Genomic DNA, 25954 nt, shown 5'->3' on the forward strand with positions numbered 1-25954 from the left:
GAGGCATAATAAGGTTGTGAAGCGGGACAGCAACAAACTCTGCGGATCAAGGTTCCGAGGCGCCAGGGAGGGTTACTTCGACTGTTAATCGACCAGGTCGTTGGTTCGAATCCAATCGCCGCCGTTCATGGCGGTGTAGCTCAGCGGTAGAGCGGGTATTATACCTTCCCACCTTTTTCCTCGGAACATTTTATTATGGAATATCAGTAAATAGACTCACACCGGGAGGTCATGAGTGATGAGCAGAGCAAAACAATTATTTAACCAACCTCAGCCAACGACACGTAATCATGGGGGCTACGGAGCCTATGACCGATTGGTGGAGGAACAATATATACAGTTGTTGATGACCAATACATTGAACAATACGTTTTATGCAGATACACAGCAACTGATGGATGATGCGATGGTCAGTCATCAGGAGATGGCTGAGGTCGATGCAGGGTTTATGGCGCGGGCGCTGGTCTATGCTCGTAATGAAGGTTTGATGCGGTTACAGCCTCTATACGGGTTGGCACTGCTGTCTAAGGTGGACCCGGATCAGTTTGCGAAGGTATTCTCCAAGGTTGTACAGACACCGGCTGACTTGGCTGATTTTCTGACGATTCTAAGAGGAACGGGTCGGGGGCAGGGCGGTCGAGCGGTGAAGCGCCAGGTGAGTCAATTTTTGAACGGCATCACTGAATATTGGGCGATCAAATACAACGGGCGAGGGCGAGGATACAGTCTGGGCGATATGATCGCTACAGCACACCCCAAGCCAACAGATATGAAGCAACAAGCCTTGTTCCGTTATTTGCGAGGACATGAGGTGGATCTTACGGACCTGCCGCAGTTGCAGGCGCTGGAAAAGCTGAAGGCTACCCCAAATCCGGCAAGTCGGATGCATCTGATCGAAAAAGGCAAACTGCCGTATTCGGTGGTCACATCGATCATGCAGCCGACACGTACGGTATGGGAGGCGTTAATGTCCCAGATGCCGACCTTTGCATTGTTACGTCATCTGAATGCAATGGATCGGGCGGGAGTGTTTGAGAAATCGAAAAATATCGATTACGTAACGGGCCGTCTAACGGATGCGGAAGCCCTGCGTAAATCGCGCATCTTACCTTTTCGATTCGCCAGTGCGTATGAAATGATCGCAAGAGAAGAGCTGCGCTATGCTTTGCGGGAAGCGGTGGAGCTATCGATTGGCAACCTGCCATCGTTGCCGGGAAGAACCGCCATTTTCTTGGACCGCTCCGGTTCCATGCAAGGGGATTATTTGCGAATTGGATCGGTGCTGGCACTGGCGCTATATAAACAAACACGAGGCAACTCGCTGTTCTGGTTATTCGACCATATGGTTGAGGATGCTCGTCCCAAGATGGATGAAAGCATCCTTTCCCAAGCTCACCGGATTCGCGCACAAGGTGGAACCGACACGGGACGGCCTGTACGAGAGCTTCGGGATATCGGAGAAAAAGTGGATCAGATCATTATGATCACCGATGAACAGCAGAATGAAGGCAGTCCGTTATATGCTGAGCTTGAACGTTATCGACGGATGATGAATCCGGAGCTAAAGGCATTTATTGTGGATATTGCACCTTATCAGCAGGCAATGGTACCGCCACGGGATGGCAAAACCTTTTATATCTATGGGTGGAGTGAAACGGTACTGACGTATATTGCTGAGACTATAGCGGGATATGATACACTTGCAAACCGGGTGAGAGAGATAGAGATTTAAATTGGAAATGTGGAGGCCACAGAGATGACTCATGTTCATGAAGAAATGAGAGATACGATTAGACAGCAACTGAAGCAGATTGAAGAGGAGGAGCAGGTGCGGATCATCTATGCCTGTGAATCGGGCAGCCGGGCATGGGGATTTCCTTCACAGGACAGCGATTACGATGTTCGTTTTCTGTATGTGAGACCACTTGAATGGTACTTGTCCATTGAGGATAAAAGGGATGTTATCGAACGCCCAATCAGTGATCAGCTCGATATGAATGGTTGGGATTTGCGCAAAGCCTTGAAGCTGTTTCGCAAGTCGAATCCACCGCTACTGGAGTGGCTGCAATCCCCGATTCAGTATGACGAACCGTACAGCGTGGCAGAGCATATTCGTGCACTTTCGCCTTTGACCTTCTCGCCAAAGTCCTGTATGTACCATTATCTGAATATGGCGAAGGGAAACTTCCGGGATTATCTGCAGGGTGAGCAGGTGAAGATCAAAAAGTATTTCTATGTGCTGCGCCCACTGCTGGCCTGTGGCTGGATCGAACGTTATGATGCGATGCCGCCGATGGCCTTCGAAGAGCTGGTGCAAGAGCTTGTTCCTGAGACTACACCGCTGTATACGGAGATTCATGAGTTACTACGCCGGAAAAAGGCGGGCGAGGAACTGGATCTGGAGCCGCAGTTGCCAGCAATACAGACTTTCTTAGCGGAGAAGATCGAGCATTTTGACAGACTGGCCGGCCAGATGGAAAATGAACAGATTATTCAATATGAAGAACTGGACCAGATCTTCCGTTTTGCGCTGCAAGAGGTGTGGGCGGCAACCTGCGATTAAAGTACGAGGTCATGCGTATTTGCACATCATTTATGGTATGGATTACCTCGCACCGGACAATTTGTCCCGGCTCAGCAAACGCAAAACGTCCAAAAAAGAGCGCCACGCTCTGATGGAAAGTGCCTTGGGCATGGAGGGAATCGAGCGTTTTGTGCGCATGGAGCCTGTGGAAAGAGTGCATGAATGTGTGCTCGCAACATTGGCTTTGGAGTCTGAACCGGTGGACCCACGTTTGTAATAGAATCGGTGAAGCATGAGACTTCTGATTCCTTTGGATGCAAGGTAATAGGGCAGGTTTGGTATATCCAAGCCTGTTTTTGTTTATTTTTCGTCAAAATATTTCATTCGAGATAATTAAAATTAGGATTTTTAAGGTTAATATAAATAACTAAAGCCCTATATGTTTCCAATCCATTCTGGGTAATAATTAATAGTAAGCAAGTGGTCATTGGAATCTCACAACGTAACGATAGGGGGTAACCTGTATGGCGTCAATGATTCTGTTGGTGAAACAGACGGAAGACGATGAAAAGGTTATTTATCGATTCGGACCGAATGAGCGGAAGATGGGACTCATTGAAATGAATAAGGTCAAGGAAAGTGTGAAAGAACTGGAACCTGTTCAGGTCGAGGGTGTCAGTCCGAGTTTTTATTTCAATCGGGCCGCACAGCGACTGGTTCGATGTTTGTTCAGAGAAGGCGGTAAGTTCCCTGAACGGACGACATGTGAATCTTAGTTTTTTAAGGCTGGTAAGTCGAACAACAGACTTGATCAGATGGCATATGAAGATAACAAAAGAGGTCCAAGTGCATCCGGAATATGGATGCGTTGGACTTTTTTTAGTTGAGCTGTTATATCATCCATATCCGCATAACCAAAAAGTTCACTGCTCCTTGGAGGAAAGTGAACTGGACATTTTTTAAAATATGGTATCAGAACGTCTTCGCAAAGGAAATCAGTGCGGTAATCGTAATGATGTTAAGCAGCGTCGAGATCAAAACTGTCTGGGCCGCAAAGTCTGGCTCGTTATCGTATTCCTCGGCCAGAATGGACGCATTGACTCCAGTAGGCATACCGGATGCGATAATAAGAGCCTGAGCGGCGATACCTTGCAAACCGAGCAGCAATACAATCGAAATCCCGATGGCCGGGCCAATCAGCAAACGCAGAAATGTGCTAATATACACATCAAGACGATACAGGCGGATTGGATATTTCACAATTTGGGCGCCAAGTGTCAACAATGCTACAGCGACCATACTTTGCTGCGCGTAAGTCAGTGGCATAGACAGGAAAGTGGGCAATGGAATATTCCCCATATGAAACAAAATACCGAGCAACAGTGCATAAGGAACGGGCATTTTTAGAAATCCAATGATTACCGCACGGTAATTGCCTTTGAGCTTCGCACCCTGAATGGACAGCACACCATAGGTAAATGTCAGCAATGCCTGTAAAGACATGACCAGTGCCTGGATGGAAGAGGCCAGCGGATCACCACGAAATACCAGGGAGTTGATGGGCAGACCATAATTGCCTGCGTTGTCCAGCATGATGCTGTTGTTGAAGGCAGCCTTCATGCCTTTGTTCATGCGAAGCGAGCGTGCGAACACAGACCCCACAATATAGAGAATAAGTACATATAAGGCGTAAAAAAGCGTGACAGTTCCGAGCAATTCCCCCGACATATCGGAGTGATACATGCTCATAAAGACGGCTGCGGGGGTAATACAATAGAAATTGATTTTGGCGAGGGTGTACAAGTCCAACTTGAACACCTTTTGCATCCAGGACCCGACGGCAATCAGGAGAAAGACGGGCAGGACGACTTCAAGCATGATGTCTGCAATCATCAGTTCAGCTTCCTTTTTCATGAAAATTTCAGTCCGATTTCGAAAATACTTCAACCATTATATCATTTTATACACAGATGAAAGATGTAAATGACTAAAAAAGATAAGGGGCTTTTCATTATGATTCCAGATCATCTGGATTATGGTTTATCGATATTATTTATTGGATTCAACCCCAGCATCACTTCTGGAGAGACAGGTCATCATTATGCTTATAAAGGAAACCGTTTCTGGCGCATTCTTGAACGTTCCGGATTGACCCCTCGTTTATATGATGCACAAGAGGATGGAGAGTTGCTGAAGCTGGGGTACGGATTTACGAATATTGTGGCCCGACCGACAAGAGGTATGGACGATATTACAAAGGAAGAATATGCAGAGGGACGGCAGATTTTACGGCAAAAGTTGGAGGAATACCGACCAGACATCGCCTGTTTTGTTGGGAAAGGGGTATACACCCAGTACAGTCAGCGTGCCAAAGCGGAATGGGGATTTCAGGACGACCCGGTCGTCAAGGAAATTCATGAATTTGTAGCCCCGTCATCCAGTGGGTTAGTGCGTATGTCGATGGACGAGATCGTAGCGATCTATTCCCAGCTTAGTGATTTTGTCTCAGAGAAAAGCAGGGAGGACTGAAAAACGAAGCGAAAAAGAAACTCCACATGGCAGCAAGCGCCGCAGCAATAATGAAACTTCAATGGTTGCAGAGTTCGCCCATCCGGTTTACACCGGGTGGCGCGAATTCTTTTTTTTGGATAAAGTGAGAAGTTTCAGGAAGTGTTTCCGTCTATATAGTACAGAACCATGCATGGAAGCTGTAGAGAAGGGGGATTACATGACTCAACAGATACCAGAGGAGGAGCTCATTCAGCGTATTATTGCGGGAGACAAACAGCTATTCGCTGTGCTCGTGGATCGATATAAAAATAAAGTCTTCGGCATTTTGCGCGGAATGGGTGCGAGTCATCAGGATGCACAGGATCTGGCTCAGGATACGTTTCTTCGGATGTACCGCTATCTTCCGACACGAAGGGAAGGAAGCAGTTTCTCGTCCTGGGTATATACCATCGCTGTGAATCGGATGCGGGATTTTATGCGGCAACAGAAACCTATGATGACCGCTGTTCATACGGGCTTGGAACAGACCAACGGTGAAACACCAGAGAAACATGTACTGCATAAGGAAATGCAGCGTGAAATCTATCGCCAGATGGAGCAACTGCCGGAATCGTATCGGCTTGTGCTGCTGCTTAAATATACGAATGAGCTGAGCTATGAAGAGATTGCAGATATCACGGACATGAGTCCGGCTCAAGTGCGTAATGCACTTTATCGAGGGAAGAAAACGTTGAAGAAACAAATGGAGCGCAAAGGAGGTTTATCGACGTATGAAGCCTATTCCAAATGATGAGAATCGATTGTGGGAACAGCATTTATTCTGTGAGGAGCCGGATGCGGACTTTACGCTTGAGGTCATGCGGAAGCTGGAAGGGGTGTCCATGGAGAGTGCAGAAGACGGGGATCCATTTACGAAAAAGGCTTCCAAGTCCCATTGGATGCGCCGTACGGGAATCGTAGCGGCGGCAGTTTTGATCCTTGTGGGAGGGGCCTGGTTTGCTTTTGATCACACAGAAAAATTGACTCAACCCACGGTGAATGCCGTAAATAACCCGCCATTACCTAACATACCTGTTCCAGAAGAACTTAAGTATTCCTATTATGCCGATGATTACAAACGTTTGAAGCCACTCGGTCTAGTGGTTAATCCAAATATTAACATTGAGGATCAGGGCTACACGCTTAAGATTGAAAATGTGCTTGTAGATCGTTCTCAGATTGTAATGACCTTACAGCAAAATGCACCAGATGGCAGTATGATTAATCCGGTTTATCCCGATTTGGGAAGAGTTCATATTACAGATGAGAAAGGAAATTCGATTGCATCATTGTCTTCGCCTGGGGATCAGACTCTGTACAGTTCAAAATATCAAAGATTTGTATACCAGTTGCAGGACGAAATTCCGGATAAAATCGTTGTTCGAGGGGAACTTAGTCATTTAAAGATTCCCAGTTATTATAATTCCGAAAAGGAGGAATTTGTGGAATCTAGCGCAACAGTTGACTGGAGCTTTCAATTCAACATCGATATGACCAAAGCCAAATCACTGGCTGTTGAGGCTCCCATGAACAATACCTACACCACTCCTGAGGGTTTGAAAATAGATATGACACAGCTTGTACGTACGCCAAATGGGACCCGCCTTGATATGAACATCAGTCTGGATGATAAACTGCGTGCCAAAGTCGGAGAAGATTGGGCAGATGATATGGACTTGATGTATCACCTCGAAATTCCTGAAACGAGTGAGTATCGAATATTCAACGGGAGCAGACCAGATGCCCGTCAACCCAAGTTCCGGTTCCGAGATTTGAGTGGATTAATGGATGGTGGTCCATGGAAGTTATCGGAGACATGGGACCCTGCTTTTGTTACGGTGGATGCGAAGAAGATTCGCTTTGTCCTGGAAGGCTACACCATCCCAGTGTGGGGAGAGAAGTCGGTGGAAGTGGATCTGGAAAAGATGCGTAAGGATGCTGAAATTTACACCTACGTACTGCAATTTGAACAATATGGAGATGAAATTTTATTTTCTGATTTCAATTTCAAACCGGTGTGGGAATCCTATGACAAAAACTACTCACTAGTCCTGGAGGGAAGAGGGAAGTTCCGAAATGCTTTTAATGGCGATCGCTGGGTGGCCGTAGATTCGGAAGGGAAAGAGTATCCTGTTCAAGTAATCGGTTTTCCAGACCAGCCTAATAATGACGGAGAATACGTTGCAGACAATCTGAAATTGGTCATCCGTGGTTTTTACAAAGAAGATGGAACGAAATTAACCTTAAAACGAACCGTAGTTAATCGAGAGTATCGAGATGTGAATTGGGAAGTAGATCTTCCGTCGTACAGTAGCCTGCCTTGGCTGAAATAAAGAAACGGAACGGAATAAGCTTGGATGAATAACAAGATAGTGATAAAAGGCCTCGCATAATAACATGCGAGGCCTTTTTGATATTCAATAAAGTTAAGTTGTGCACATTGAGCTACGCCGATTCCCGTGGAATAAGGGATGTGGATAACATGACTGTTTCCTTCGGTGTACCTGGACGTTCAATTCTGCGCTGCAAAGCTTCGATAGCACGCTGACCGAGCTCCTCTTTGCACAGGTTGACTGTGGTCAGGGGCGGGGACGATGTAGCGGCGGCATGCACATTATCGATACCGATGACAAGACAATCCCCAGGTGTGGAGAAACCCATTTCCTGCAACTTATTCATCCACTGCAAGGCGATATCATCATTTACGCCAATCCAGGCATCAGGCCGTTCGTCGGCGGGCATGTTTTTGATTGTGGCAGCCAATTGGTCAATCCATTCGCCGTTCTCATAAGGAATATTCCATTCTCTGAACGTGGTCAACCGACTGCTGTCTGCGTGAAAATGGTTCAAAGCCAGTTCGATGCCGATCTTCCGCTGCGCAAAGCTGGCAGCCCGGCCATCATCCGTAATCAGACCGATCCGGCGGCACTGCATCGACATTAAATATCTAGCCACAGTAATGCCTGCTTCCAGGTTATCATGGCTGATGGTATCACAGTTCAAGAGTGGCTCCTGATGATCCACGAGCACAATGGGGCGGCCTGTCTGGCTCAGTCGTTGCAGGACTGCATGGGGGAAAGCGCCCATGGCGATGACTCCTGCACAACGTTCCCAATCCAAGTGAGGAGCGATTGCCCGTTCTGGAGGCGTGTGTTCATCAGCGACTCCCAGAGAGGGAGATACAATGGCATGATGCCATCCTCTTTCATTACAGGCAGAGATCATGCCGGAGAGGACGCGCTGCCAATAGTGGGGCTCACCCCGGTTGAGCTGATTCATGCAGATGAGAGCAAATGGGGGCTCGGATTGTTCCGTATTGGTTGCAGTTGGAACAGTGCTGCTTCCGGGGGTGCTTTGGCGATATCCCAAGGCACGGGCTAATTCCAGCACACGGGCGCGAGTCGCTTCGCTGACACCAGTCTTGCCACTGAGTGCACGGGAGACGGCATATTTGGATAATCCAAGCTGGTCGGCCAGCGACTGGATGGATACTTTACGTGACATTTCATTACTCCTTCATATGTAAACAATTTGCATAAATCCAACGAGCCATTTCAATCTACAAGATATGATCCAATTTATTTTTTAATATACCATCCGTTATGAATTGACGATCATCTTCCGGCACAGTACACTTACAAATAATAATGTTATTATAATTTATCATAACGAAAATAACAATGCGACACAAATCATTGAATGAAACGATGCAAACAAATATGGAAACTTCAATTCAAAGGAGACGACATCCATGGAACAGTTCAGATTACCGAAAATCCCCATGCCGCATCTGGAATTACCGCAAGCTGTGCAGAACATTCTTACCGAGGCCGAGGAACGACTGCAACATAGACCAAGATTGCTGGCACAGTTCCGTAACTGTTTTCCCAACACGTTGGAAACGACGACAAAGCTATTGGATGATGGGACAACCTTTGTTATTACAGGGGATATCCCGGCAATGTGGCTGCGTGATTCAGTGGAGCAGGTGATGCACTACGTTCCGCTGGCAAAGGAAGACGAACAGCTGCAGCGGATCATTGGCGGGCTGATCAAACGGCATACATTCTATGCGGACATCGATATCTATGCCAATGCGTTTAACGAAACGGCTAATGGATGGCATTGGGATGCGAATGATGAGACAGAGATGTCGCCTTGGGTGTGGGAACGCAAGTTTGAGCTGGATTCACTTTGTTTCTCTATGCGGCTCGCCTATGCGTATTGGCGTGAAACGGAATTGACGGATATATTTGACGAGCGTTTCAAGAGGGTGATGGAGAGCGTAGCACGTCTGTGGAAAACGGAGCAGCGTCATGGTGAGCAGTCCCCATATCGATTCATGCGCCGGAATTGTCCAGCCCATGATACGCTCCGTAACGAAGGATTGGGGATGCCGGTAAACTATACCGGGATGATCTGGTCCGGTTTCCGTCCTAGTGATGATGCATGTGATTTTCATTATAATATCCCGGCAAATATGTTTGCAGCGGTGACTTTGCGTCAAATGGGGGAGATTGCGAGGTGGGTTTTCAGAGATGAGAAGCTGGTCAGCGAGATGGCTCATTTGGAAGAAGAAATACGACACGGTATTTCCTTATACGGTACTTACCGTCACCCCGAGTATGGGCAGATTTATGCCTATGAGACGGATGGTTACGGCAACTTTTGCCTAATGGATGATGCAGGTACCCCGGGACTTATGTCTATTCCGTATTTGGAGTATGCTTCCACCGAGGACATCGTGTACCAGAATACACGGCGCTTTATTTTGAGCAAGGAAAATCCGTTTTATTATGAAGGACAAGCAGCCAAAGGCATCGGCAGCCCTCATACTCCTCCCGGCTACGTCTGGCATATGGCGCTGTCCATGCAAGGTCTGACCGCAGACAATGATAAGGAAATGCTGGAGATGATAGATCTGCTGGAGAACACAGATGCAGGTACCGGGTACATGCATGAAGGTTTTCATTCAGATGATCCAAACACGTTCACAAGGCCCTGGTTTGCTTGGTCGAACAGCCTCTTCTCGCAGCTTGTGTACAAGGCAATGAAAAAAGGAATCCTATAAAAGATACATGTAAAAAAAGATTGCTTACTCCTCGTAAAGCGGCCGTTTCGGTTACGAATCGTTCTTTCGATCGCTGTTATCCCCGGATTTCCTGATCGCCTTTTGCAAAGTCGAAATCCGGTGATAGCGTATGCTTCCGATGCAGCTTTCTTGCAGAAAGCTTTCAGGCGAACGCGCTGCTTCTCCAGAATCGATTTCGTCCCCTGAACTGCGTTTGCTATTTGGCATGACTTTTTTTGCCGACATCATTTCTAGAATAGAAGAGTAAGCAGACAAAAAGCCCAAACTGCAGAAGGTTCGCAGTTTGGGCTTGGTTTATGAGGAGGGCTATTTGACTCACGGCTTGGCTATGTGGTTTTCAGCAGATCGGCGATGAGGACCTTTTGACCTGTACGTGCGCTTTCCAGGGATGCGAGAACCATGGCCATACTGAACTGGTTGTCACTGCAATCGGTCTCAGGCAGTCGTCCGGATTCCAGTGCAGCGAACATGTCTTCGAGGCAGCCGTGATGTCCGGTTTTCTCCATGACGGGCAGGTATCCCTCAATCCGCTCACACGGTTGAAAAAAGGACGGTTTGCCTTCCGCATCCAGATGTTGCGCCGAGACAACTTCAGCATAAATGTCATCATTGCCATCCCAGATGGCGGTTCCTTTTTCTCCGGTTACGCGCCAGGATGCTTCCCATGAAGTAGGTACACCTTCTGCGCACCAGGACCCGCGATAGTTAAACACGGAGCCATCGGACATTTCGAAGATACATAGTGCCATCGCATTGCCTTGATACCATGACCCCGGAGGATTGAATTCGTGGCAGTATACCGAGACCGGGTTGGCACCGAGAATATAACGTGCCTGGTCGAAGGTGTGAATCGCCATATCCAGCAGCAATGGACTATCCATCAGGTCACGGAATCCTCCAAAATGTGGACCCAGGAAGAAATCTGCCCCTGCAAAACCGACTTGGCCAATCGTTCCGTCGGAAATCAACTGCCGATAGGCGCGAATACGTGGATCGAAACGGCGATTTTGCATCACAGCCTGAATATTGCCCGTACGGCGTGCAGTCTGAACAATATCTTCACAGTCAGAGAAGGATTCCGCCAGAGGTTTTTCGCCAAATACATGGCATCCTTGTTGTAACGCCGTCATTGCAATGCCGTGATGGCTCGCTGGAATGGTGACATCAAATACGATATTGGCATCAGTTGCTCGAATGGCCTCACTGATATCCGTAAACGTGGGACAGGAGAGACCGTGTCGTGCAGCGAGTGCAACGGCAGTCTGTTCATACAGATCGACAAGCCCCACAATTTCCGTGTCCGGTCTTTGCATGGCGTAATCAACCCAGGTGTTGGACATGGCCCCACAGCCTGCCACAACTACCCGATAAGGATGACTCATCCTATCATCTCCTTATGCTTTTCATTTTTTATGCTCTTGCAATGGATATCATGCAACTCAATGTTAATCCCGTTTCTATACCGGATTGGGAACAAAATCTCCACCACGACATTGTTTCAAATATTTTAAAGCGTGCACCTGTCCGGTCATTTCGAGTTCATCTTTGTAGACAGGATCATGCCAACCTTCAATATCAATCGTTCCCTGATACCCATTTTGGCGCAGAATCGTAATGATGTCGGACCAGTTGGTATCCCCGAATCCAGGCGTACGGTGCCAGACGAATTCTCGTGGGCCGTGCACGCCATATTCTTTGACGATGTCCCAGGCAATGGTGGCATCTTTGCCGTGCACATGGAACACTTTAGGCGCCCACTTGCGCAGCTGCGGAATCGGGTCGATCAGGCTGGACATTTGATGGCATGGCTCCCATTCCAATCCGATGTTTTCGTCAGGAACTGCATCGAACATCATCTCCCAGGCCGTTGGATTATGCGCAATGTTCCAATCACCCGTCTGCCATGTACCGCCCATATCACAGTTTTCAAAAGCAATGCGTACACCCCGGTCTGCAGCCCGGCGTGCCAGTTCTCCAAACACTTCCTTGAACCGTGGGATTGATTGGTCAATCGGTTGATCGGTCAGTCGTCCGGTAAACCCGGAGACGATATCCGCTCCGAAGAGGTGGGCATGGTCAATCACCCGTTCCCAACTGGCCAGTGTATCGGCATTATCCCCGGCTCCGGTGAGCGGATTGCCGAACACACTTACTGCAGAGATGACAATTCCCTGTTCGTCCACGATTTCACGGACACGTTTGGCTGTCTCAGTGAGGTCCAGATCACCAGTCGTTTGCCAGAAGGTCAGATTGAATGATTCGAAGCCATGTTTCATAATCTGTGGAATGACGCGGACTGCGTCATGTCCACCTACAAGTGTGCCTATACGTAACGGATTATTCATGGTTGTATTTCACTCCAATATTGGCTTATAGTACTTCGTGACACACTCATTATAGCCGGGCATCTGCCGGATGGCTCTATACAATCTTGTGCAATATTAGTCTGATCTTGTGGGGAGAGGAGGAGACAGCGTGCTGGACCTGAAAGCGCTTCACGAAAATACCCGCATTGACCATAAATCGCATCCATTTCAGCTGTTCCAGAATCGTTGCTGGGGGATGAAAACGGAAGAATGCATTCTGTACTTGCACTGGCATGAACACTTTGAACTGATTTTTATGCGGAAGGGTAGTGCACTGTTTCATATCGACAGCAGGCCTTATGTAGCTCAAGCAGGTGAGGTTATTATCATTCCTGGAGGGGCGCTGCATGTTGGGTATGCTCTGGAGGAAGGGGATATCCATTTTGATTCGGTTGTGCTCAACAGTGCATTATTTCATGATTTTACCCATGATCCCGTTCACTTGAAATATGTTGCTCCCTATCTGGAGGGGAAGGTAAGGTTCCCGGTAAAACCGGCGGAGCTCGACATAGCTTGCCAAGGCTATTACTCCCTGTTGGATGAAGCCATCGAGGAGATGGCCTCACAGCCGCTTGCCTACCAACTGGTTGTGAAATCCAAGCTGCATGCCTTGTTCACACTGCTTGCCCGTACATTTATGCCACACCAGCTTCCTGATAAAACAAAGGGATCGTATTTTCCCAATCGGGAACGTTTCAAACATTTGATTGAGCAGATTGAAGCGGAGCCAACAGGGAAAATATCCGTTACCGAGGCAGCCGGTCAGGTGGGTCTGAACACGTATCATTTTTGCAAAATGTTCAAAAAACTGACTGGACGCACCTTTGTAGAATATGTGAATGGGTGCCGAATGACGAAAGCCGAACAGTTGCTGCAGGAGAGCAGCCTTACCATTACCGAGATCGCTGCTCAGGTTGGCTGTGATAATGCTAACTATTTTACGAAGCTGTATAAACAATACAAAGGGATGACACCCTCGCAGGGGCGTTTAAAATAGGAAGGCCTTGCGTCAACAGGGTACAAACAAAAATCCGGATCACCGCCAGAGATGTGCCAGTAATCCGGATTATTTTATGAATATCAGATATCAGAACAAACATTTGATCTGTTTTATAAACATTGCTTATTTCATGAATTTCGAGAATAATCGGTTGGCCTTCTTGGAGAGGTCGTCCAATTTGATATTGGCCTGATCCAGTTGATTGTATCCCCATTTGATCGTTTGCAGCATGCGTGGGGAGATGGGCGTACCTTTGATCCGTGGATAAATATTGTGATAGGCCCAGACGAGATGCTCCCAGCGATTATCGTTGCCGTCCTGAATATACTCCGAGACGTCGATGACTTTTCCGCGTCCATTCTGGAGAATTACATTTTTTAGGTGAATGTCCCGTGGATTCAGGCCACGGCTGCGTACTGCCTCACGAGCTTCGTCCACATCGAGCATGACCTGCTCGGGGACCGGGATTCCTTTTTCCAGACATTCGAGCAAGGTATCTCCCGCTTCAAAACTAATCACAAGAACATTCCGGCCGCTGCCGTAATAGGTAGGGAAGTAGGGCAGGCCTTTGAGCTGCTCATATACCTGTTTTTCATTTTCAAGTTTGTCCAGGGCATGATCTGAGTACATCTTGAAGGCATACTGTGGCAAGCCGTCATACGTAAATACCGCCGCATCCGTTCCTGTACCAATACAATTCAGTCCTTCTACATGGCCAATGATGTTCACGAGCTCATTCCGGTCGCTTCCGATGACTTGGATTTGTTGTAATGCCTCTTCCGCCTGGAACCAATCCGGTCGATTCATGGGTGGTGCCTCCTTTTAGGATATGCCTGTACAATTCATCTGTCTAACTGCAAAATCCTGTACTCTTTTAGTATAGTATGTGTTCTGCGTTGTAATTTCATCTTTTGGTGATGTTACTATATAAACGTTACGCATTGAATCGGAAACGGTTGCGGATAGAAGAAAATTACGGAAGGGTGCTTGCGGCGTTTTTGCCCTTTCCTATATACTGTGAGCATTAAGGGATCTCATGCAGATCCGGCATACAGAAAGGCAGAATATCTTATGGCACAATACCCGCAGTGGTCTTATTCGCAGTCGCGGGCGAGTATGTTCGATGAGTGCCTGCGCAAATATTATTATCATTATTATGGAGCCCATAACGGCTGGAAGGCAGAGTCGGCTGATGAGATGCAGGTACGTCTGTATCGATTGAAGCAGCTCAGTAATCTATACCTCGTATTCGGTGACCTCGCACATCGGATGTGTGAATCGGCGGTACGTAGCAGGGAAGAAGGCAAGGATAAACCTCGTGAGCACTTCCTGGAACTGACGATGCGCAAGCTGCTGAATCAGGCGTATGTGGAATCCATGGATCAGGATCAGTGGCGGCTCGACCCCAAGAACCGGGTGATGTTGTCCGAGATGTATTACGGGGATGACACGTTGAATGACCGGATTGCCACGATCAAAGAACGAGCCTCGGCCTGTGTCGGCAATCTGTATCAGACGCTCACGTGGGAGGACTTGTCCCGTGCGAGTACGGATATTTTGGAGATTGAGAAATGGGATACGATGATGCTGCACGATACGCGTGTGTATGTGAAGATGGACTTGTTATATCGTCGCAGCAACGGCAACATCGTCATTGTGGACTGGAAAACGGGCAAGGAGGATGACTTCTCGGATCAGTTGATGCTGTACGCATCCTATGTGAGGGAGCATTACCGGGTTCCACTGGAGCAGATTGAGCTGCGGGTGGAGTACCTGTTAACCGGGACACACCGAGAGTTTACGGCAACGGAAGAGGATATCCTGAAGGTGGAGGAGAACGTGGGGCGGTATATAGCGGAGATGCGCTCCTGTGTGGATGATGAGTATTACAACCGTCCCAAGGACGTCTCGTATTTCACGCCAATGCCTTCACGCCGCGCTTGCCGGGACTGTAATTTCCGTGAGGTGTGCAGCGAACGTGTAGTATAGAGCGCCACCCGAAGCATCTTCAGATCTCATTCCTATTTCATGTAAAAATAAAACAAGAAGCGCCAGCCTGGACAGGATCTGCCCGGACTGGCGCTTCTATTACGCTCCACAGGCCGGCGACAAGGCGCCAGGTGGAACGGTCTTATCAAGATTACTGGACCGCGGCGGTATTCTCCAGCGCCTGTCCTGCGGGAACATAGGCATGCCCGAGATCACGGGCAACCGCCTCATACGTGATATGTCCATTCAGCACGTTTATCGCGCTGCGAATGGACGAACTGCCGCGAATCGCGACGGCTGCACCGTGGTTCGCCAGCTGCAGCGCATAAGGCATGGTGGCGTTGGTCAGCGCCACCGTAGACGTGCGCGGCACCGCGCCCGGCATGTTCGCTACCGCGTAATGCACCACACCATGCTTCACATAGGTCGGTTCATCGTGGGTCGTGATATGATCAATGGTCTCCACAATTCCGCCCTGATCAATCGCCACATCGACAATGACCGAACCGGGTGCCATGGTGGTGACCATTTGCTCGCTGACTAGGGTTGGCGCTTTGGCGCCTGGAATCAGCACCGCACAGATCAGCAGGTCGGCAGCCGCAACAGCCGACGCAATATTGGATGGACTCGATACCAGCGTATGAATCTGATTGCCAAAAATATCATCCAGCTGGCGCAGACGATTCAGATTCAAATCGAGGATGGTCACATCCGCACCCAGACCAATCGCGATTTTGGCGGCATTCGTGCCCACCGTGCCGCCCCCAATAACGACGACCTTGCCACGGCTTACGCCGGGTACGCCGGATAACAGAATGCCTTTGCCACCTTCCGTTTTCTCCAGCAGCTGCGCTCCAATCTGAGCCGACATCCGTCCGGCAACTTCACTCATCGGTGTGAGCAGAGGCAGCGTACCGTTAACTTCCAGTGTCTCGTACGCAATGGCGGTTACCCGGCTTTCAATCAGTGCCTTTGCCAGTGCAGGTTCCGCTGCGAGGTGCAAGTAGGTGAAGAGAATCAAGCCAGGACGAAAATAGGCGTATTCGCTGGCAAGGGGCTCTTTGACCTTGATGATCATATCTGCCTCAGCCCACACAGTTGAAGCTGTATCCCGAAGCTCCGCTCCAGCCGATTGATATTCGTTGTCTGTGAATCCACTGCCCAATCCTGCGCCACGTTCGATCATGACCTGATGTCCGGCTCTGACAAAATCAGCAGCTCCAGCTGGGGTCATTGCTACACGGTTTTCATTGTTTTTGATTTCTTTCGGAATTCCGATTCTCATCGCCATGCACCTCGTCCATTTAATGGTTGTTAGCTTATACTACAAGTTTATGACCTGGATCATCGTTTTGCACCTTACCTCATGTCTATGTTTTGAAGAATTGATTCAACATAATGTCGAGAAAAGACTATTCAGGACATTTGCCCATCGCTTATAATGTAAGAAAAAATGACACTATGAGGGATCGATATTGAGAAATGACCGCGTGTTTACGATAAAGGATATTCTGGCTCGCCCCGTCTTTGCCAAAGCCCGGCTTGCTGCGGGGAAAGAAGGAACATTACGTCAGGTTGGATGGGTTCATGTGTTGGAGATTACCAATGTTTCTCCATTTGTAAGTCCCCATGATCTTATTTTATCCACTGGACTATGGCTTCAATCGGAAGAAGGGCGCGAAGAATATCTGCTCCAGTTAATCCGGAGCGAAGCGGCGGGGCTCTGCGTGGAATTTGGTACGAGCATTCATGGCATTCCCGAAGAATTGATTGAACTGGCTGACAGGCATCAATTCCCACTTATCGTGTTTGAGCAACCGGTACGTTTTGTTGAGATCACGCAAGATATTCACGCTTTGCTTATTAATCATCAACACCAACTGCTGAAGAGTCTGGAAACCTATTCCCGTCAGCTTCAGCAGCGAACATTACAGAGTACAGACATGCCGGCTGTACTTCATCTTCTGCATGAATACGCGGCCAAACCGGTTGTGTATATCTCGTCCATGGAACCGGGCAGTTTTGTGCCGGAACTACCCACCGAGACACAGCAAGCGATCTACACATGGTACGAACAGGAGGTTGAGCATCTGGATCTCAATGATTCAGACACGGAGTTATGGTTCCATCTGGATGAGGAACAGGTGTTACTGTGTCACCCGGTCGTATGTTTTGGTCAGGTTTTTTCCGCGGTAGGCATGGTTGTACATCCTTCAGCACCCGTTGAGTATCTTAAGCTGTTGCTCGATTATACAGCAAAGGCTGCGGCGGCACTGACTCTGCGGTCGCAGTTTCTGGAGGAGAAGATGGTACGCAACCAGAATGAACTGATCCAGGATCTGATGAACGGTAACATTCTTCATGAAGAGCAGGCGCAGACCCGAATGGGGCTCCGTCTGCTGGTAAAGGGACAGTACTGGTTTGCCGGCGGGGTTATTGAGATGGAGCACCGTCTGAAAGGCATCGGCCGTGAGCGAATGGAAACCAACCATCAGGATATTCTGGTTCTGCTGCGTTCGTTACTCAAAAAGAACAATCTGGCCAGCCTCATCATGCTGAAAAATAATCAGGTATATGTATGCTGTGCCAGGGAAGAGAGCAAGACATCCACACGAAATCAACTGGTAAAGTCACTTGAAGGAACTATTGTTGATGTGAAGAGATTTGCGAGTCGCAACCTGAAGCAGGTTACGATCCATGCCGGATTTGGCAAGGTGCGTAACCGTTTAACAGGATTGCCAGACAGTCTGCGGGAAGCGTATCAGGTCATCGAAGTTTCACGATCCGTAGATCGGCTAGAACATATTCATTTTTACGAACGTATGGGTATATATCAAATGTTAAAAGCATTGCCCCAATCGTTTCTGCAGCCTTTTGTGAATGACCATCTGGGTGTTCTGATTGAATATGATCGGACACATCATCTAAGGCTGGTGGAGACCTTGGATGCCTTTCTGCAAAACTTCGGTTCCAAGCGGGATGCAGCTGCTCAATTGTTCATACATCGGCAAACTCTGTACAATAGATTGGAGAAGTTAGAAGAATTAATGGGACCTGATTTTATGGATCAGGAAAGAAGAATCTGCCTGGAGATGGCGCTGCTTGCTCATGCCATGATCGAGGAGGAACATGATTTTTCGTCTTGATGGATCAGGCTGGAAGACAGTCTAGACTGTGCACTATTGAACATGCACAGTCTAGCAATTTTTACTGATGCGACGAGTTTGTCGTAATGCTCTCGGTAATACAGGGTTGCCAGAATCCGGACGGCGGCCGCGAAACAGTCTCGGTTGGCCAGAGGAAGGTGCAAGGGATAATGAGGTGGGAGCAGCCAAGCGATATGGTGAAGAGCTGCGCTCCGGAAGAGTTCCCGTCTCCATTTTTTTGGATGTAACATTGGTTTGACGCAACCATTCATCAAGTCGTTCACGGTTGATTCCTAGTTGTCCGCTCAGATTACAGATATCGAGGTTTTTTCTCACACAAATCCGCCTTTCCTGGAATATCGGGCTGTATAGGTTCTGAAAGGGAAGCATGAAGTTTGAAAATAGTAGCTGCTTATGGACTTCAGCGTTCTGAATCACATCAAATGCCCACTTGATTGGTGTGCTCGATTAGCGGAATGGCGAATATGTTGAACATCCTCATGAAAGATGTATGTACCCAGTGTTAAACGTTTGCATACAGCTGTTTTGTGTATTTTACTATAATTTGGCTTTTATCTAGATTTTATCACTTCACATGTAACTGTGCGTCTCAATATAGTCTCAACTTGTGAGAAAATACGGTTAAGGGAAAGTACCAGTATCTAGTACGGAGGACACAGATGGAAAACAGTAGTGAGATTCAATACGACAGCCATTATGGTCATGGAAAACGTTTTGTGGGTCGAGCCAAGGAACTGATGCTGTTGGACCGATGGCTCAGCAATCCGGAAGCACCTTTAACCATTTTTTCAGTTACGGGCATGGGGGGGATCGGTAAATCATCCTTGCTGTCCGAGATGTTGTCCATTGCTCGAAACCAGGGAGCAACTGCCATATGGATGGATGGCAGATCCTGCGGCTCTACACCGTCAGTTTTTTTGGAGTATCTCTCCTCTACATTGGGACTTGAGACAATGGGGAGTGATGGTAACAAGCGGCCATTAAGCCTGCTGAGTGAAACTTCAGTTCAGAGGCGGCTGGTCCTTGCTGTGGATAATTATGAGGAGCTGGCTCTTCTGGAGAGTTGGTTTATGGAAGTCTTCGTATCCAAGCTCCCGTTATATGGAGTACTTATTATTCTGGCCTCACGACCGGAGCCGGCTTCAGCATGGCGGACACATCCAAGGTTGCGGCAGCGCCTCGTGCAGATGCCTCTTCAACATTTTACAGGTGAAGAAGTGTCCGAATACATTGCGGTGGCAGGATCATTGAACAGGAGCATAGCGGGGACGATTGCGCGTATGACGGATGGACATCCGCTCGGGCTGGCGCTTGCTGTGGAGGCAGCGGATCAGCGCAGGAATATTCCTATCTCCGATTGGACTGAATTGTCTCAGATGATTAGTGCCAGACTGCTGCTTGAATTGACGCTTCCCCGGCTGCACCCGATGGTAGAGGTATTAACGCTGCTGGAAACGGCGAATCAGGAATTGTTGGCATCTGTGCTGCAAACAGAGGTGACGCTTGAGGAATACAACGTCCTGAGGCGTATGTCATTTATCCGTTCCGGTCCTAATGGTTTGGCGCTGCATGATATGGCCAGACTGCATTTGCTTCGGGATTTCCGCCAACGTGAACCACAGCGTCTGCAAGCCATGCGTGTGCGAATAGCGGGGCTGTTGAAGCCGCTCCATGAACAAGCGGGTCCACATGAGAGACGCCAGATTACCAGGAAAATGCTCCTTTTGTGTCAGGAATCCATGCTACAGCATCGGAAGTATGCTGATGTATCGGCAGATTCACTATTTTCTCCGATGGAAGTGATGCGAGCGGAAGATTTGCCGGCGTTGCACAAATTGCTCCAACAGTGGTGTGAATATAGTGTGGAGCCCTGGCAGGCGCCGTCTTATCCTGCTTTTTTAGACGAACTTGCACAGCGTTATCCTGAGGGAATTGTACTGATGCGTGACAAGGAGGGCGATCCGATCGCGATGTTCATTACGGTGCTCGTGCACCGGGAGAGCAGCGGGATGTTGTGCAACTATTTTCCGGCCGAAATGCAGGAATGTTTCACACCAGAAGAGCTGGATTGTGATCCGGACCAGACGGATACTCACTTTGCGGTACTCGCTGCAGCAAGGGATGATGTGCCAGGTTACAAACGTGAAGAACTTGTGGGTTATATGTCGCTGGATCGGCTGTCACTACTGGGAGAAGGGGCCAGGGTCATATTGGTCGCAACCAATCCGTATCTGAAGCTGTTTTTGCAGAACATTGGTTTTCGGAGTAAAAGAGCACGTACTCGTTTATGTGACCTGTATGAAGATCAGGCATCTGTGCTGGATCTGGATTTACGTAGCGGGCAATTCGGTGACTGGGTGATGTCCCTTTTGGGTCCGGATACAAAGAGCAGCGGGTTACAACAGGGGACATCTGGCGTGAGTCAGGTTCCCTGGTCCGAACAGGATGTACGCAAAATGCTGACTCATCTGCACTCTCCCGGAGAATTGCATGGGTACGCAGCGCGAGTGAATGGCTTGACGGATGGAATTCAATTACAGACTCATATCCTGGATTTGCTGGAGGGCCGGGTTCATGGTATCTCCCAGCAGGATCAGATGCTGTTATACACGGCCTATTGGACACATGCTGGCAATCCAACTGCCGCAGCGCAAGCATGCTCGATGAGTCGTGCCACATTCTATCGGCATTTGCGAGCGGCTTTGGTCAGACTGGCAAGAGTGCTATAGGTGAGAGAAAGAATAATATGATTTCATTGGAAATTAGCATCATCGGAAATTAATATCATTGGAAAAAACAAAAAAACACACAGTAACCGGCCTTTAGAGCTGGTCCTGCGTGTTTTTTTTGATGGAATCATATAAGATCAAGGGTTACATAAGGTCGATAGGTTAGTGGAATTGAAGCATTAATGCTTTGTTTCCACTAATCAGTCGGCCGGTTCTTCTATCTGGATGATGGTGGCAATGGGGTTCCGTCAGTACCGTTATAACGACAAGAAGAGGCTGGTCATAGACCGAGCCTCTTCATGCGGTTATAGAGCGTTGCTCTGGAGATGCCGAGCTGCCGGGCGAGCGTTCTTTTGTTGCCTCCGGCGGCTTTCAGATATTGCAGCAGCAGTTCCGACTCATAGGTGTCCAACTGCTCCTGATAAGATAGGGTGGAAGTATCTTGCGACTCGTCTTGTTCTCCTTCATGTATTGAAACAGCTGGGTCCGAGCTGCCAGGTAAACGAGACGAGCCTGATTCCAGGCCAGGCTGTGGATGAAGCTGCACTGTCTCGTTCAATATGGATTGTGCCTGATCAATGGATGAAATGAAGGTGTCAGGGAGATATTCAGGCTTGACCTCGCCATCCGTGGTGAGAATGGTGATCCGTTCAATCACATTTCTTAATTCCCGTACGTTACCCGGCCAGTCATACTGGAATAACAGCTTGAACACCTCTGGAGGAACCAGTTCAATATGACGATTATAGAGCAAGGAAAACTCTTGCAGGAAGGTCTGTGTCAACTCGTAAATATCTTCCTTGCGCTTACGCAGGGGAGGGATGACGAGGTTAATGACATTCAATCGATAGTAGAGATCCTCCCGGAACTGATTGCGGGCAATCATGCCCAGTAGATTCTGATTGGTTGCGGCGATAATCCGACAGCTTGCCTGTTTCATGCGTGTTCCGCCAACAGGGAAGTAACTTTTCTCCTGTAATACACGCAATAGCTTCACCTGAAGCTCCAGCGGCATTTCACCTATTTCATCCAAAAAGAGCGTACCGCCTTCGGCCAGTTCAATTTTCCCTTTTTTTCCTTTGGGATCAGCCCCTGAAAATGCACCCTTCTCGTAGCCAAATAACTCACTCTCAAATAATGAACCAGGAATAGCTCCGCAGTTAATGGCGATAAATGGCGCTGTCTGCGGTTCACGCAGGTCGTGAATGGCTTTGGCGAATAGCTCCTTACCCGTTCCGCTTTCTCCAAGAATAAGCACGGTAGCTGAGGTAGTACTGATCTTGCGTATAGTCTCCAGACAATGGTTGATTACCGGACTGCTACCCTTGATTCTGGCAAACGGATCGGAATCCGGGCGCAGACGGGCAACGGCTTTCTCCAGATGCTGGACTTTGGATGTCATATGTAATAACTCTTGATGCAGACGAATTTCGGTTGTTATATCCACTTCGGCGGCAACCGCGCCTACAATACGTCCATCGAGTTGCACTGGACGTGCATTAATCAGGGCGAACAGATCGGGTCTTGGTTGGTGCTGCTTTCGATACACGGTTTCCCCTGTATATAACGTTTTGAGGGATTGAAGGCGATCCGGGGGAAAGAAATCCGCTGCCGGTTTCCCAATGATATCTTTTTTGTGAATGGAAAAAACATGCTCCGCACCCGATGTCCAGTAGGTCACCTTTGCTTCTTCATTAATCAACGTCAGAGCTGAGCCTGCTGTCTCCAGTGTTGTCTCGAAATAAGCTTCCATAAGCCGATGGGCATGCATCATTTCTTGCAGAACATCGGATACAGCGATATAGCCCAATAGAGGTCCATCATCCTGAATTAACAGATAAGGACTGGTATTGAAAAGGGGGATGGCATCTGCCAGTCCAGTGGTTGAAGGGATGGTGGGCATGGGGAGGCCCGAATCCAGGATACTCGTATCTGTACGTAATAAGGTCATTAATTCTGGAAGTAAATGTTTCATCGATATCACCTCAGTTAGGGCATAACTTTCGGAAAGTACACCTGTTGCACGAGCTACTTACAAGTGGCCCCCAATTGAAATGATTGGGGGATGATGGTTACCCATATTATAGCTTTCCAAATGTAGTGTGTATATATTTTTTGACATGAAGCATACATGTTATCGGCGCAGAAGAGAGGGATATTGATTTTTTATTTTGTTATGCGCTTACAATTTTATTGTTTAGGAATAATTGTTAATTGATATGAACGAATCAGCATTTCAAGTGAGGTGCGAGTCATTAAAACTGACATTTGAATGGTGAACTGCACTATTATCTCTCACCCTGATACCGGGCTGTTTAAGTGATTATTCATATAGAACATGAATTGTCCACACCATTAAGAAACTTCTGAATAATGCTATACGAAGGCTCAATCCGCATGAAGAAGAATAAAAAGGAGGATGATGAAATGGCCATTCTATCAACCGGACCCATTGAAAACAATATTTCAGGTGTAACCGGTACCCGCCCCACTCAATTCGTCACTGTCAAAATCGATAATCGGGATTCAATAGATGTATATAATGTTCTCCTTTTGGGGTACTATCTCGATGGAGTCAGAACGTTATATGTAGAAGAACTGTTTAATGTGTTGCCCAATCAGGTCATAACCAAAGATTATAGCGCAAATTTTGATGGGTTCGAGTTTATATTTTCCACAGCAGACCTCGCTGCCCCGGAAGCGCAAATTTCCGTATGGGGCAAAGACGCCGAAGGAGAGTTAGTCACGGCTCACCGATTGGTATCACAGGAGTTGCTGGGTGAAAACCTGAGCATAACAGGTGTAACCGGAGCGACAGGAGCCACAGGTGCAACAGGTGCCACAGGTGTAGGGGTAGGCTCAACCGGAGCAACGGGAGCCACCGGAGTGACGGGAGCCACCGGAGTGACGGGAGCAACAGGCAACACTGGAGTGACGGGAGCAACAGGCAGCACTGGAGTGACGGGAGCAACAGGCAGCACTGGAGTGACGGGAGCAACAGGCAGCACCGGAGTGACAGGATCAACAGGCAATACTGGAGTGACGGGAGCAACAGGTGACACTGGAGTGACAGGATCAACAGGAAGCACTGGAGTAACAGGAGTAACGGGTGCAACAGGAAGCACTGGAGTAACAGGAGTAACGGGTGCAACTGGAGATACTGGAGTAACAGGAGCAACAGGCGCTACCGGAGCGACGGGAGTAACAGGAGCAACAGGCGCAACAGGAAGCACTGGAGTGACGGGAATAACAGGCGACACTGGAGTGACAGGACCAACAGGATCCACCGGGGTTACGGGTGCAACAGGCGCCACCGGAGTGACAGGAGCAACAGGCGACACTGGAGTGACAGGACCAATAGGATCCACCGGGGTTACGGGTGCAACGGGCGACAACGGGGTTACGGGTGCAACAGGTGATACTGGAGTGACAGGATCAACAGGCAGCACTGGAGTAACAGGAGCGACAGGCGCCACCGGGGTTACGGGATCAACGGGCGACACTGGAGTGACAGGAGCAACAGGAGCAACAGGAGCCACTGGAGTAACAGGAGTAACAGGAGCGACAGGCGCCACCGGGGTTACGGGTGCAACAGGAGCCACTGGAGTGACGGGATCAACGGGGGGCACTGGAGTAACAGGAGTAACAGGTGCAACTGGGGATACCGGGGTTACCGGAGCAACAGGCGCAACAGGGCAAGGTTTGTCGTCCTATGGCTACATTTTTAATACTTCAACTCAGTCTGTAGCTACCGAGACGGATATAACCTTCGATAGCAATGAAAACCTTACTAACATTACTCATACACCGGGTACGGCTGGAATTATTATTGGTAATGCTGGGGACTATGCGATATTCTTCATCGTTGCAGGCGTTCAGGCAAACCAATTCACCCTTTATCAAAACGGAGCCCCTGTAGGCGGTAGTGTCTATGGTTCAGGAGCTGGCACTCAACCGAATCCAGGAATGATTATTATCACCGCCGCTCCCGGTGATGTGTTGACATTAAGAAATCATTCAAGTGCATCGACTGTTGATCTGCAAACTCTGGCAGGTGGATCACAGATCAATGCCAATGCGTCTATTCTTATTCAACAATTGAGCAGCTAACTCAAGCTGTGAGCTCTGAAGCAGAATGGGGAATAGGTTGCCTGAAGGAGGGGATTGTATGACTGTTCTATCAACCGGACCCATTGACAATAGTCCAGTTCTTGGTGTGAATCCTTCGAGTTTTGTAACGGTGAGGATTGTGAACAGGGATTTGGTCAATAGTTCAGCTCTTCAGATTTATGGTTACATCTTGAACGGTGAGAGAACGATGTATGTCAGTGAGTTGATCGAAGTGTTTCCTAACCAGGTACTCACAAGGAATTATAGTACAAACTTCGTTGCTTACGAGTTCGTATTCACCATCAGTGGTCCAGCTGTGAATGAGACCGAGGTTTCCGTGTGGGGAAAGACATCAATGGGTGAGTTGGTAGACGCGCACCGACTAGTATCTGCCGAACAATTAGGCTCGGGATGAAATAGAGAGGCA

General features: G+C 48.4%; 22 protein-coding genes and 1 pseudogene. 14 read left to right on the top strand and 9 right to left on the bottom strand.

The annotated features are described in order from the left end of the window. The first annotated feature begins 238 nt into the window (after positions 1-238). The 4 genes and pseudogenes from BLS14_RS16470 (at position 239) to BLS14_RS16485 (ending at position 3300) form a co-directional block, all read left to right on the top strand. Entirely contained in the window at positions 239-1732 is a 1494-nt protein-coding gene (locus BLS14_RS16470; RefSeq protein ID WP_090952973.1) for a TROVE domain-containing protein, read from the top strand. A 24-nt stretch (positions 1733-1756) separates the two neighbouring features. Next, positions 1757-2563, top strand: coding sequence for a nucleotidyltransferase domain-containing protein (locus BLS14_RS16475; RefSeq protein ID WP_090952975.1), 807 nt, complete (start codon positions 1757-1759; stop codon positions 2561-2563). Continuing rightward, positions 2550-2801 (top strand): annotated as a pseudogene (locus BLS14_RS16480) (polynucleotide kinase); the annotation flags it as partial. The gene BLS14_RS16475 and the pseudogene BLS14_RS16480, both read left to right, overlap by 14 nt. A 247-nt stretch (positions 2802-3048) precedes the next feature. Continuing rightward, on the top strand, positions 3049-3300 hold the full coding sequence (locus BLS14_RS16485) for an RNA-binding protein (RefSeq protein ID WP_063567677.1): 252 nt from the start codon (positions 3049-3051) through the stop codon (positions 3298-3300). Between the two features lie 196 nt (positions 3301-3496). Here BLS14_RS16485 and BLS14_RS16490 read toward each other — a convergent pair whose 3' ends face one another. Then, positions 3497-4417, bottom strand: a complete 921-nt coding sequence (locus BLS14_RS16490) for an AEC family transporter (RefSeq protein ID WP_063567676.1) — start codon at positions 4415-4417, stop codon at positions 3497-3499. A 120-nt stretch (positions 4418-4537) separates the two neighbouring features. Here BLS14_RS16490 and BLS14_RS16495 point away from each other — a divergent pair, with 120 nt between their 5' ends. The 3 genes from BLS14_RS16495 (at position 4538) to BLS14_RS16505 (ending at position 7407) form a co-directional block, all read left to right on the top strand. After that, positions 4538-5053, top strand: a complete 516-nt coding sequence (locus BLS14_RS16495; RefSeq protein WP_072735185.1) for a mismatch-specific DNA-glycosylase — start codon at positions 4538-4540, stop codon at positions 5051-5053. A gap of 199 nt (positions 5054-5252) precedes the next feature. Then, positions 5253-5825: an RNA polymerase sigma factor gene (locus BLS14_RS16500; RefSeq protein WP_090952979.1), complete on the top strand. Its 573-nt coding sequence runs from the start codon at positions 5253-5255 to the stop codon at positions 5823-5825. Next, positions 5806-7407 (top strand): DUF4179 domain-containing protein, encoded by a 1602-nt coding sequence (locus BLS14_RS16505; RefSeq protein ID WP_090952981.1) that lies wholly within the window; start codon positions 5806-5808, stop codon positions 7405-7407. Before BLS14_RS16500 ends, BLS14_RS16505 begins: the two co-directional genes overlap by 20 nt. Positions 7408-7519: 112 nt before the next feature. Here BLS14_RS16505 and BLS14_RS16510 read toward each other — a convergent pair whose 3' ends face one another. Next, positions 7520-8578, bottom strand: a complete 1059-nt coding sequence (locus BLS14_RS16510; protein WP_072735188.1) for a LacI family DNA-binding transcriptional regulator — start codon at positions 8576-8578, stop codon at positions 7520-7522. Positions 8579-8825: 247 nt separating this feature from the next. Between BLS14_RS16510 and BLS14_RS16515 the strand changes: the two genes are divergently transcribed. Further along, positions 8826-10145, top strand: coding sequence for a glycoside hydrolase family 125 protein (locus BLS14_RS16515; RefSeq protein WP_090952983.1), 1320 nt, complete (start codon positions 8826-8828; stop codon positions 10143-10145). Between the two features lie 51 nt (positions 10146-10196). Here BLS14_RS16515 and BLS14_RS32620 read toward each other — a convergent pair whose 3' ends face one another. The 3 genes from BLS14_RS32620 to BLS14_RS16525 form a co-directional block, all read right to left on the bottom strand. Next, positions 10197-10373: a hypothetical protein gene (locus BLS14_RS32620; protein WP_176854567.1), complete on the bottom strand. Its 177-nt coding sequence runs from the start codon at positions 10371-10373 to the stop codon at positions 10197-10199. A gap of 119 nt (positions 10374-10492) precedes the next feature. Then, positions 10493-11548: a Gfo/Idh/MocA family protein gene (locus BLS14_RS16520; protein ID WP_090952985.1), complete on the bottom strand. Its 1056-nt coding sequence runs from the start codon at positions 11546-11548 to the stop codon at positions 10493-10495. A gap of 75 nt (positions 11549-11623) precedes the next feature. After that, the gene (locus BLS14_RS16525) at positions 11624-12511 is read right to left on the bottom strand and encodes a sugar phosphate isomerase/epimerase family protein (protein ID WP_090952987.1); all 888 of its coding nucleotides are present in this window, start codon (positions 12509-12511) and stop codon (positions 11624-11626) included. Between the two features lie 130 nt (positions 12512-12641). Between BLS14_RS16525 and BLS14_RS16530 the strand changes: the two genes are divergently transcribed. Beyond that, positions 12642-13529 carry a helix-turn-helix transcriptional regulator gene (locus BLS14_RS16530; RefSeq protein WP_090952989.1) on the top strand — a complete coding sequence of 296 codons (888 nt, stop codon included), beginning with the start codon at positions 12642-12644 and terminating at the stop codon, positions 13527-13529. A 126-nt stretch (positions 13530-13655) separates the two neighbouring features. Here the strand turns inward: BLS14_RS16530 and BLS14_RS16535 are convergent, their stop codons facing one another. Next, complete coding sequence (locus BLS14_RS16535; RefSeq protein ID WP_063567667.1) at positions 13656-14339, bottom strand: hypothetical protein; 684 nt, start codon at positions 14337-14339, stop codon at positions 13656-13658. A gap of 264 nt (positions 14340-14603) precedes the next feature. On the opposite strand from BLS14_RS16535, the gene BLS14_RS16540 reads away from it, so the two are divergent. Next, a complete protein-coding gene (locus tag BLS14_RS16540; RefSeq protein ID WP_063567666.1) occupies positions 14604-15521 on the top strand; it encodes a PD-(D/E)XK nuclease family protein in 918 nt (305 codons plus the stop codon). 151 nt (positions 15522-15672) lie between these two features. Here BLS14_RS16540 and ald read toward each other — a convergent pair whose 3' ends face one another. Next, a complete protein-coding gene (gene ald, locus BLS14_RS16545; protein WP_090952990.1) occupies positions 15673-16806 on the bottom strand; it encodes an alanine dehydrogenase in 1134 nt (377 codons plus the stop codon). 190 nt (positions 16807-16996) lie between these two features. Here ald and BLS14_RS16550 point away from each other — a divergent pair, with 190 nt between their 5' ends. Then, a complete protein-coding gene (locus BLS14_RS16550) occupies positions 16997-18667 on the top strand; it encodes a PucR family transcriptional regulator (RefSeq protein ID WP_072735194.1) in 1671 nt (556 codons plus the stop codon). A 51-nt stretch (positions 18668-18718) separates the two neighbouring features. On the opposite strand, the gene BLS14_RS32320 is transcribed toward BLS14_RS16550, so the two are convergent. Then, positions 18719-19003, bottom strand: a complete 285-nt coding sequence (locus tag BLS14_RS32320; RefSeq protein ID WP_143021552.1) for a hypothetical protein — start codon at positions 19001-19003, stop codon at positions 18719-18721. Positions 19004-19347: 344 nt separating this feature from the next. Here BLS14_RS32320 and BLS14_RS16555 point away from each other — a divergent pair, with 344 nt between their 5' ends. Then, positions 19348-21417, top strand: coding sequence for an nSTAND1 domain-containing NTPase (locus BLS14_RS16555; protein WP_090952992.1), 2070 nt, complete (start codon positions 19348-19350; stop codon positions 21415-21417). Between the two features lie 280 nt (positions 21418-21697). On the opposite strand, the gene BLS14_RS16560 is transcribed toward BLS14_RS16555, so the two are convergent. Then, on the bottom strand, positions 21698-23392 hold the full coding sequence (locus tag BLS14_RS16560; RefSeq protein WP_090952994.1) for a sigma-54 interaction domain-containing protein: 1695 nt from the start codon (positions 23390-23392) through the stop codon (positions 21698-21700). 452 nt (positions 23393-23844) lie between these two features. Between BLS14_RS16560 and BLS14_RS16565 the strand changes: the two genes are divergently transcribed. Further along, entirely contained in the window at positions 23845-25527 is a 1683-nt protein-coding gene (locus tag BLS14_RS16565) for a beta strand repeat-containing protein (protein ID WP_143021553.1), read from the top strand. A gap of 58 nt (positions 25528-25585) precedes the next feature. After that, on the top strand, positions 25586-25942 hold the full coding sequence (locus tag BLS14_RS16570; protein WP_072735198.1) for a hypothetical protein: 357 nt from the start codon (positions 25586-25588) through the stop codon (positions 25940-25942). Positions 25943-25954 lie beyond the last annotated feature (12 nt).

The organism is Paenibacillus sp. OK060, assembly GCF_900101205.1.
GTDB lineage: Bacteria > Bacillota > Bacilli > Paenibacillales > Paenibacillaceae > Paenibacillus > Paenibacillus marchantiae.

Excerpts from the sequence above, each read along its gene's own strand:
- BLS14_RS16490 (WP_063567676.1), bottom strand. The coding sequence starts at position 4,417 with ATGATTGCAGACATCATGCTTGAAGTCGTCCTGCCCGTCTTTCTCCTG.
- BLS14_RS16565 (WP_143021553.1), top strand. The coding sequence starts at position 23,845 with ATGGCCATTCTATCAACCGGACCCATTGAAAACAATATTTCAGGTGTA.
- BLS14_RS16540 (WP_063567666.1), top strand. The coding sequence starts at position 14,604 with ATGGCACAATACCCGCAGTGGTCTTATTCGCAGTCGCGGGCGAGTATG.
- BLS14_RS16520 (WP_090952985.1), bottom strand. The coding sequence starts at position 11,548 with ATGAGTCATCCTTATCGGGTAGTTGTGGCAGGCTGTGGGGCCATGTCC.
- BLS14_RS16560 (WP_090952994.1), bottom strand. The coding sequence starts at position 23,392 with ATGAAACATTTACTTCCAGAATTAATGACCTTATTACGTACAGATACG.
- BLS14_RS16555 (WP_090952992.1), top strand. The coding sequence starts at position 19,348 with ATGGAAAACAGTAGTGAGATTCAATACGACAGCCATTATGGTCATGGA.
- BLS14_RS16570 (WP_072735198.1), top strand. The coding sequence starts at position 25,586 with ATGACTGTTCTATCAACCGGACCCATTGACAATAGTCCAGTTCTTGGT.
- BLS14_RS16500 (WP_090952979.1), top strand. The coding sequence starts at position 5,253 with ATGACTCAACAGATACCAGAGGAGGAGCTCATTCAGCGTATTATTGCG.
- BLS14_RS16485 (WP_063567677.1), top strand. The coding sequence starts at position 3,049 with ATGGCGTCAATGATTCTGTTGGTGAAACAGACGGAAGACGATGAAAAG.
- BLS14_RS16510 (WP_072735188.1), bottom strand. The coding sequence starts at position 8,578 with ATGTCACGTAAAGTATCCATCCAGTCGCTGGCCGACCAGCTTGGATTA.
- BLS14_RS16535 (WP_063567667.1), bottom strand. The coding sequence starts at position 14,339 with ATGAATCGACCGGATTGGTTCCAGGCGGAAGAGGCATTACAACAAATC.
- BLS14_RS32620 (WP_176854567.1), bottom strand. The coding sequence starts at position 10,373 with ATGCCAAATAGCAAACGCAGTTCAGGGGACGAAATCGATTCTGGAGAA.
- BLS14_RS16475 (WP_090952975.1), top strand. The coding sequence starts at position 1,757 with ATGACTCATGTTCATGAAGAAATGAGAGATACGATTAGACAGCAACTG.
- BLS14_RS16505 (WP_090952981.1), top strand. The coding sequence starts at position 5,806 with ATGAAGCCTATTCCAAATGATGAGAATCGATTGTGGGAACAGCATTTA.
- BLS14_RS16495 (WP_072735185.1), top strand. The coding sequence starts at position 4,538 with ATGATTCCAGATCATCTGGATTATGGTTTATCGATATTATTTATTGGA.
- BLS14_RS16515 (WP_090952983.1), top strand. The coding sequence starts at position 8,826 with ATGGAACAGTTCAGATTACCGAAAATCCCCATGCCGCATCTGGAATTA.
- BLS14_RS16525 (WP_090952987.1), bottom strand. The coding sequence starts at position 12,511 with ATGAATAATCCGTTACGTATAGGCACACTTGTAGGTGGACATGACGCA.
- ald (WP_090952990.1), bottom strand. The coding sequence starts at position 16,806 with ATGAGAATCGGAATTCCGAAAGAAATCAAAAACAATGAAAACCGTGTA.
- BLS14_RS16470 (WP_090952973.1), top strand. The coding sequence starts at position 239 with ATGAGCAGAGCAAAACAATTATTTAACCAACCTCAGCCAACGACACGT.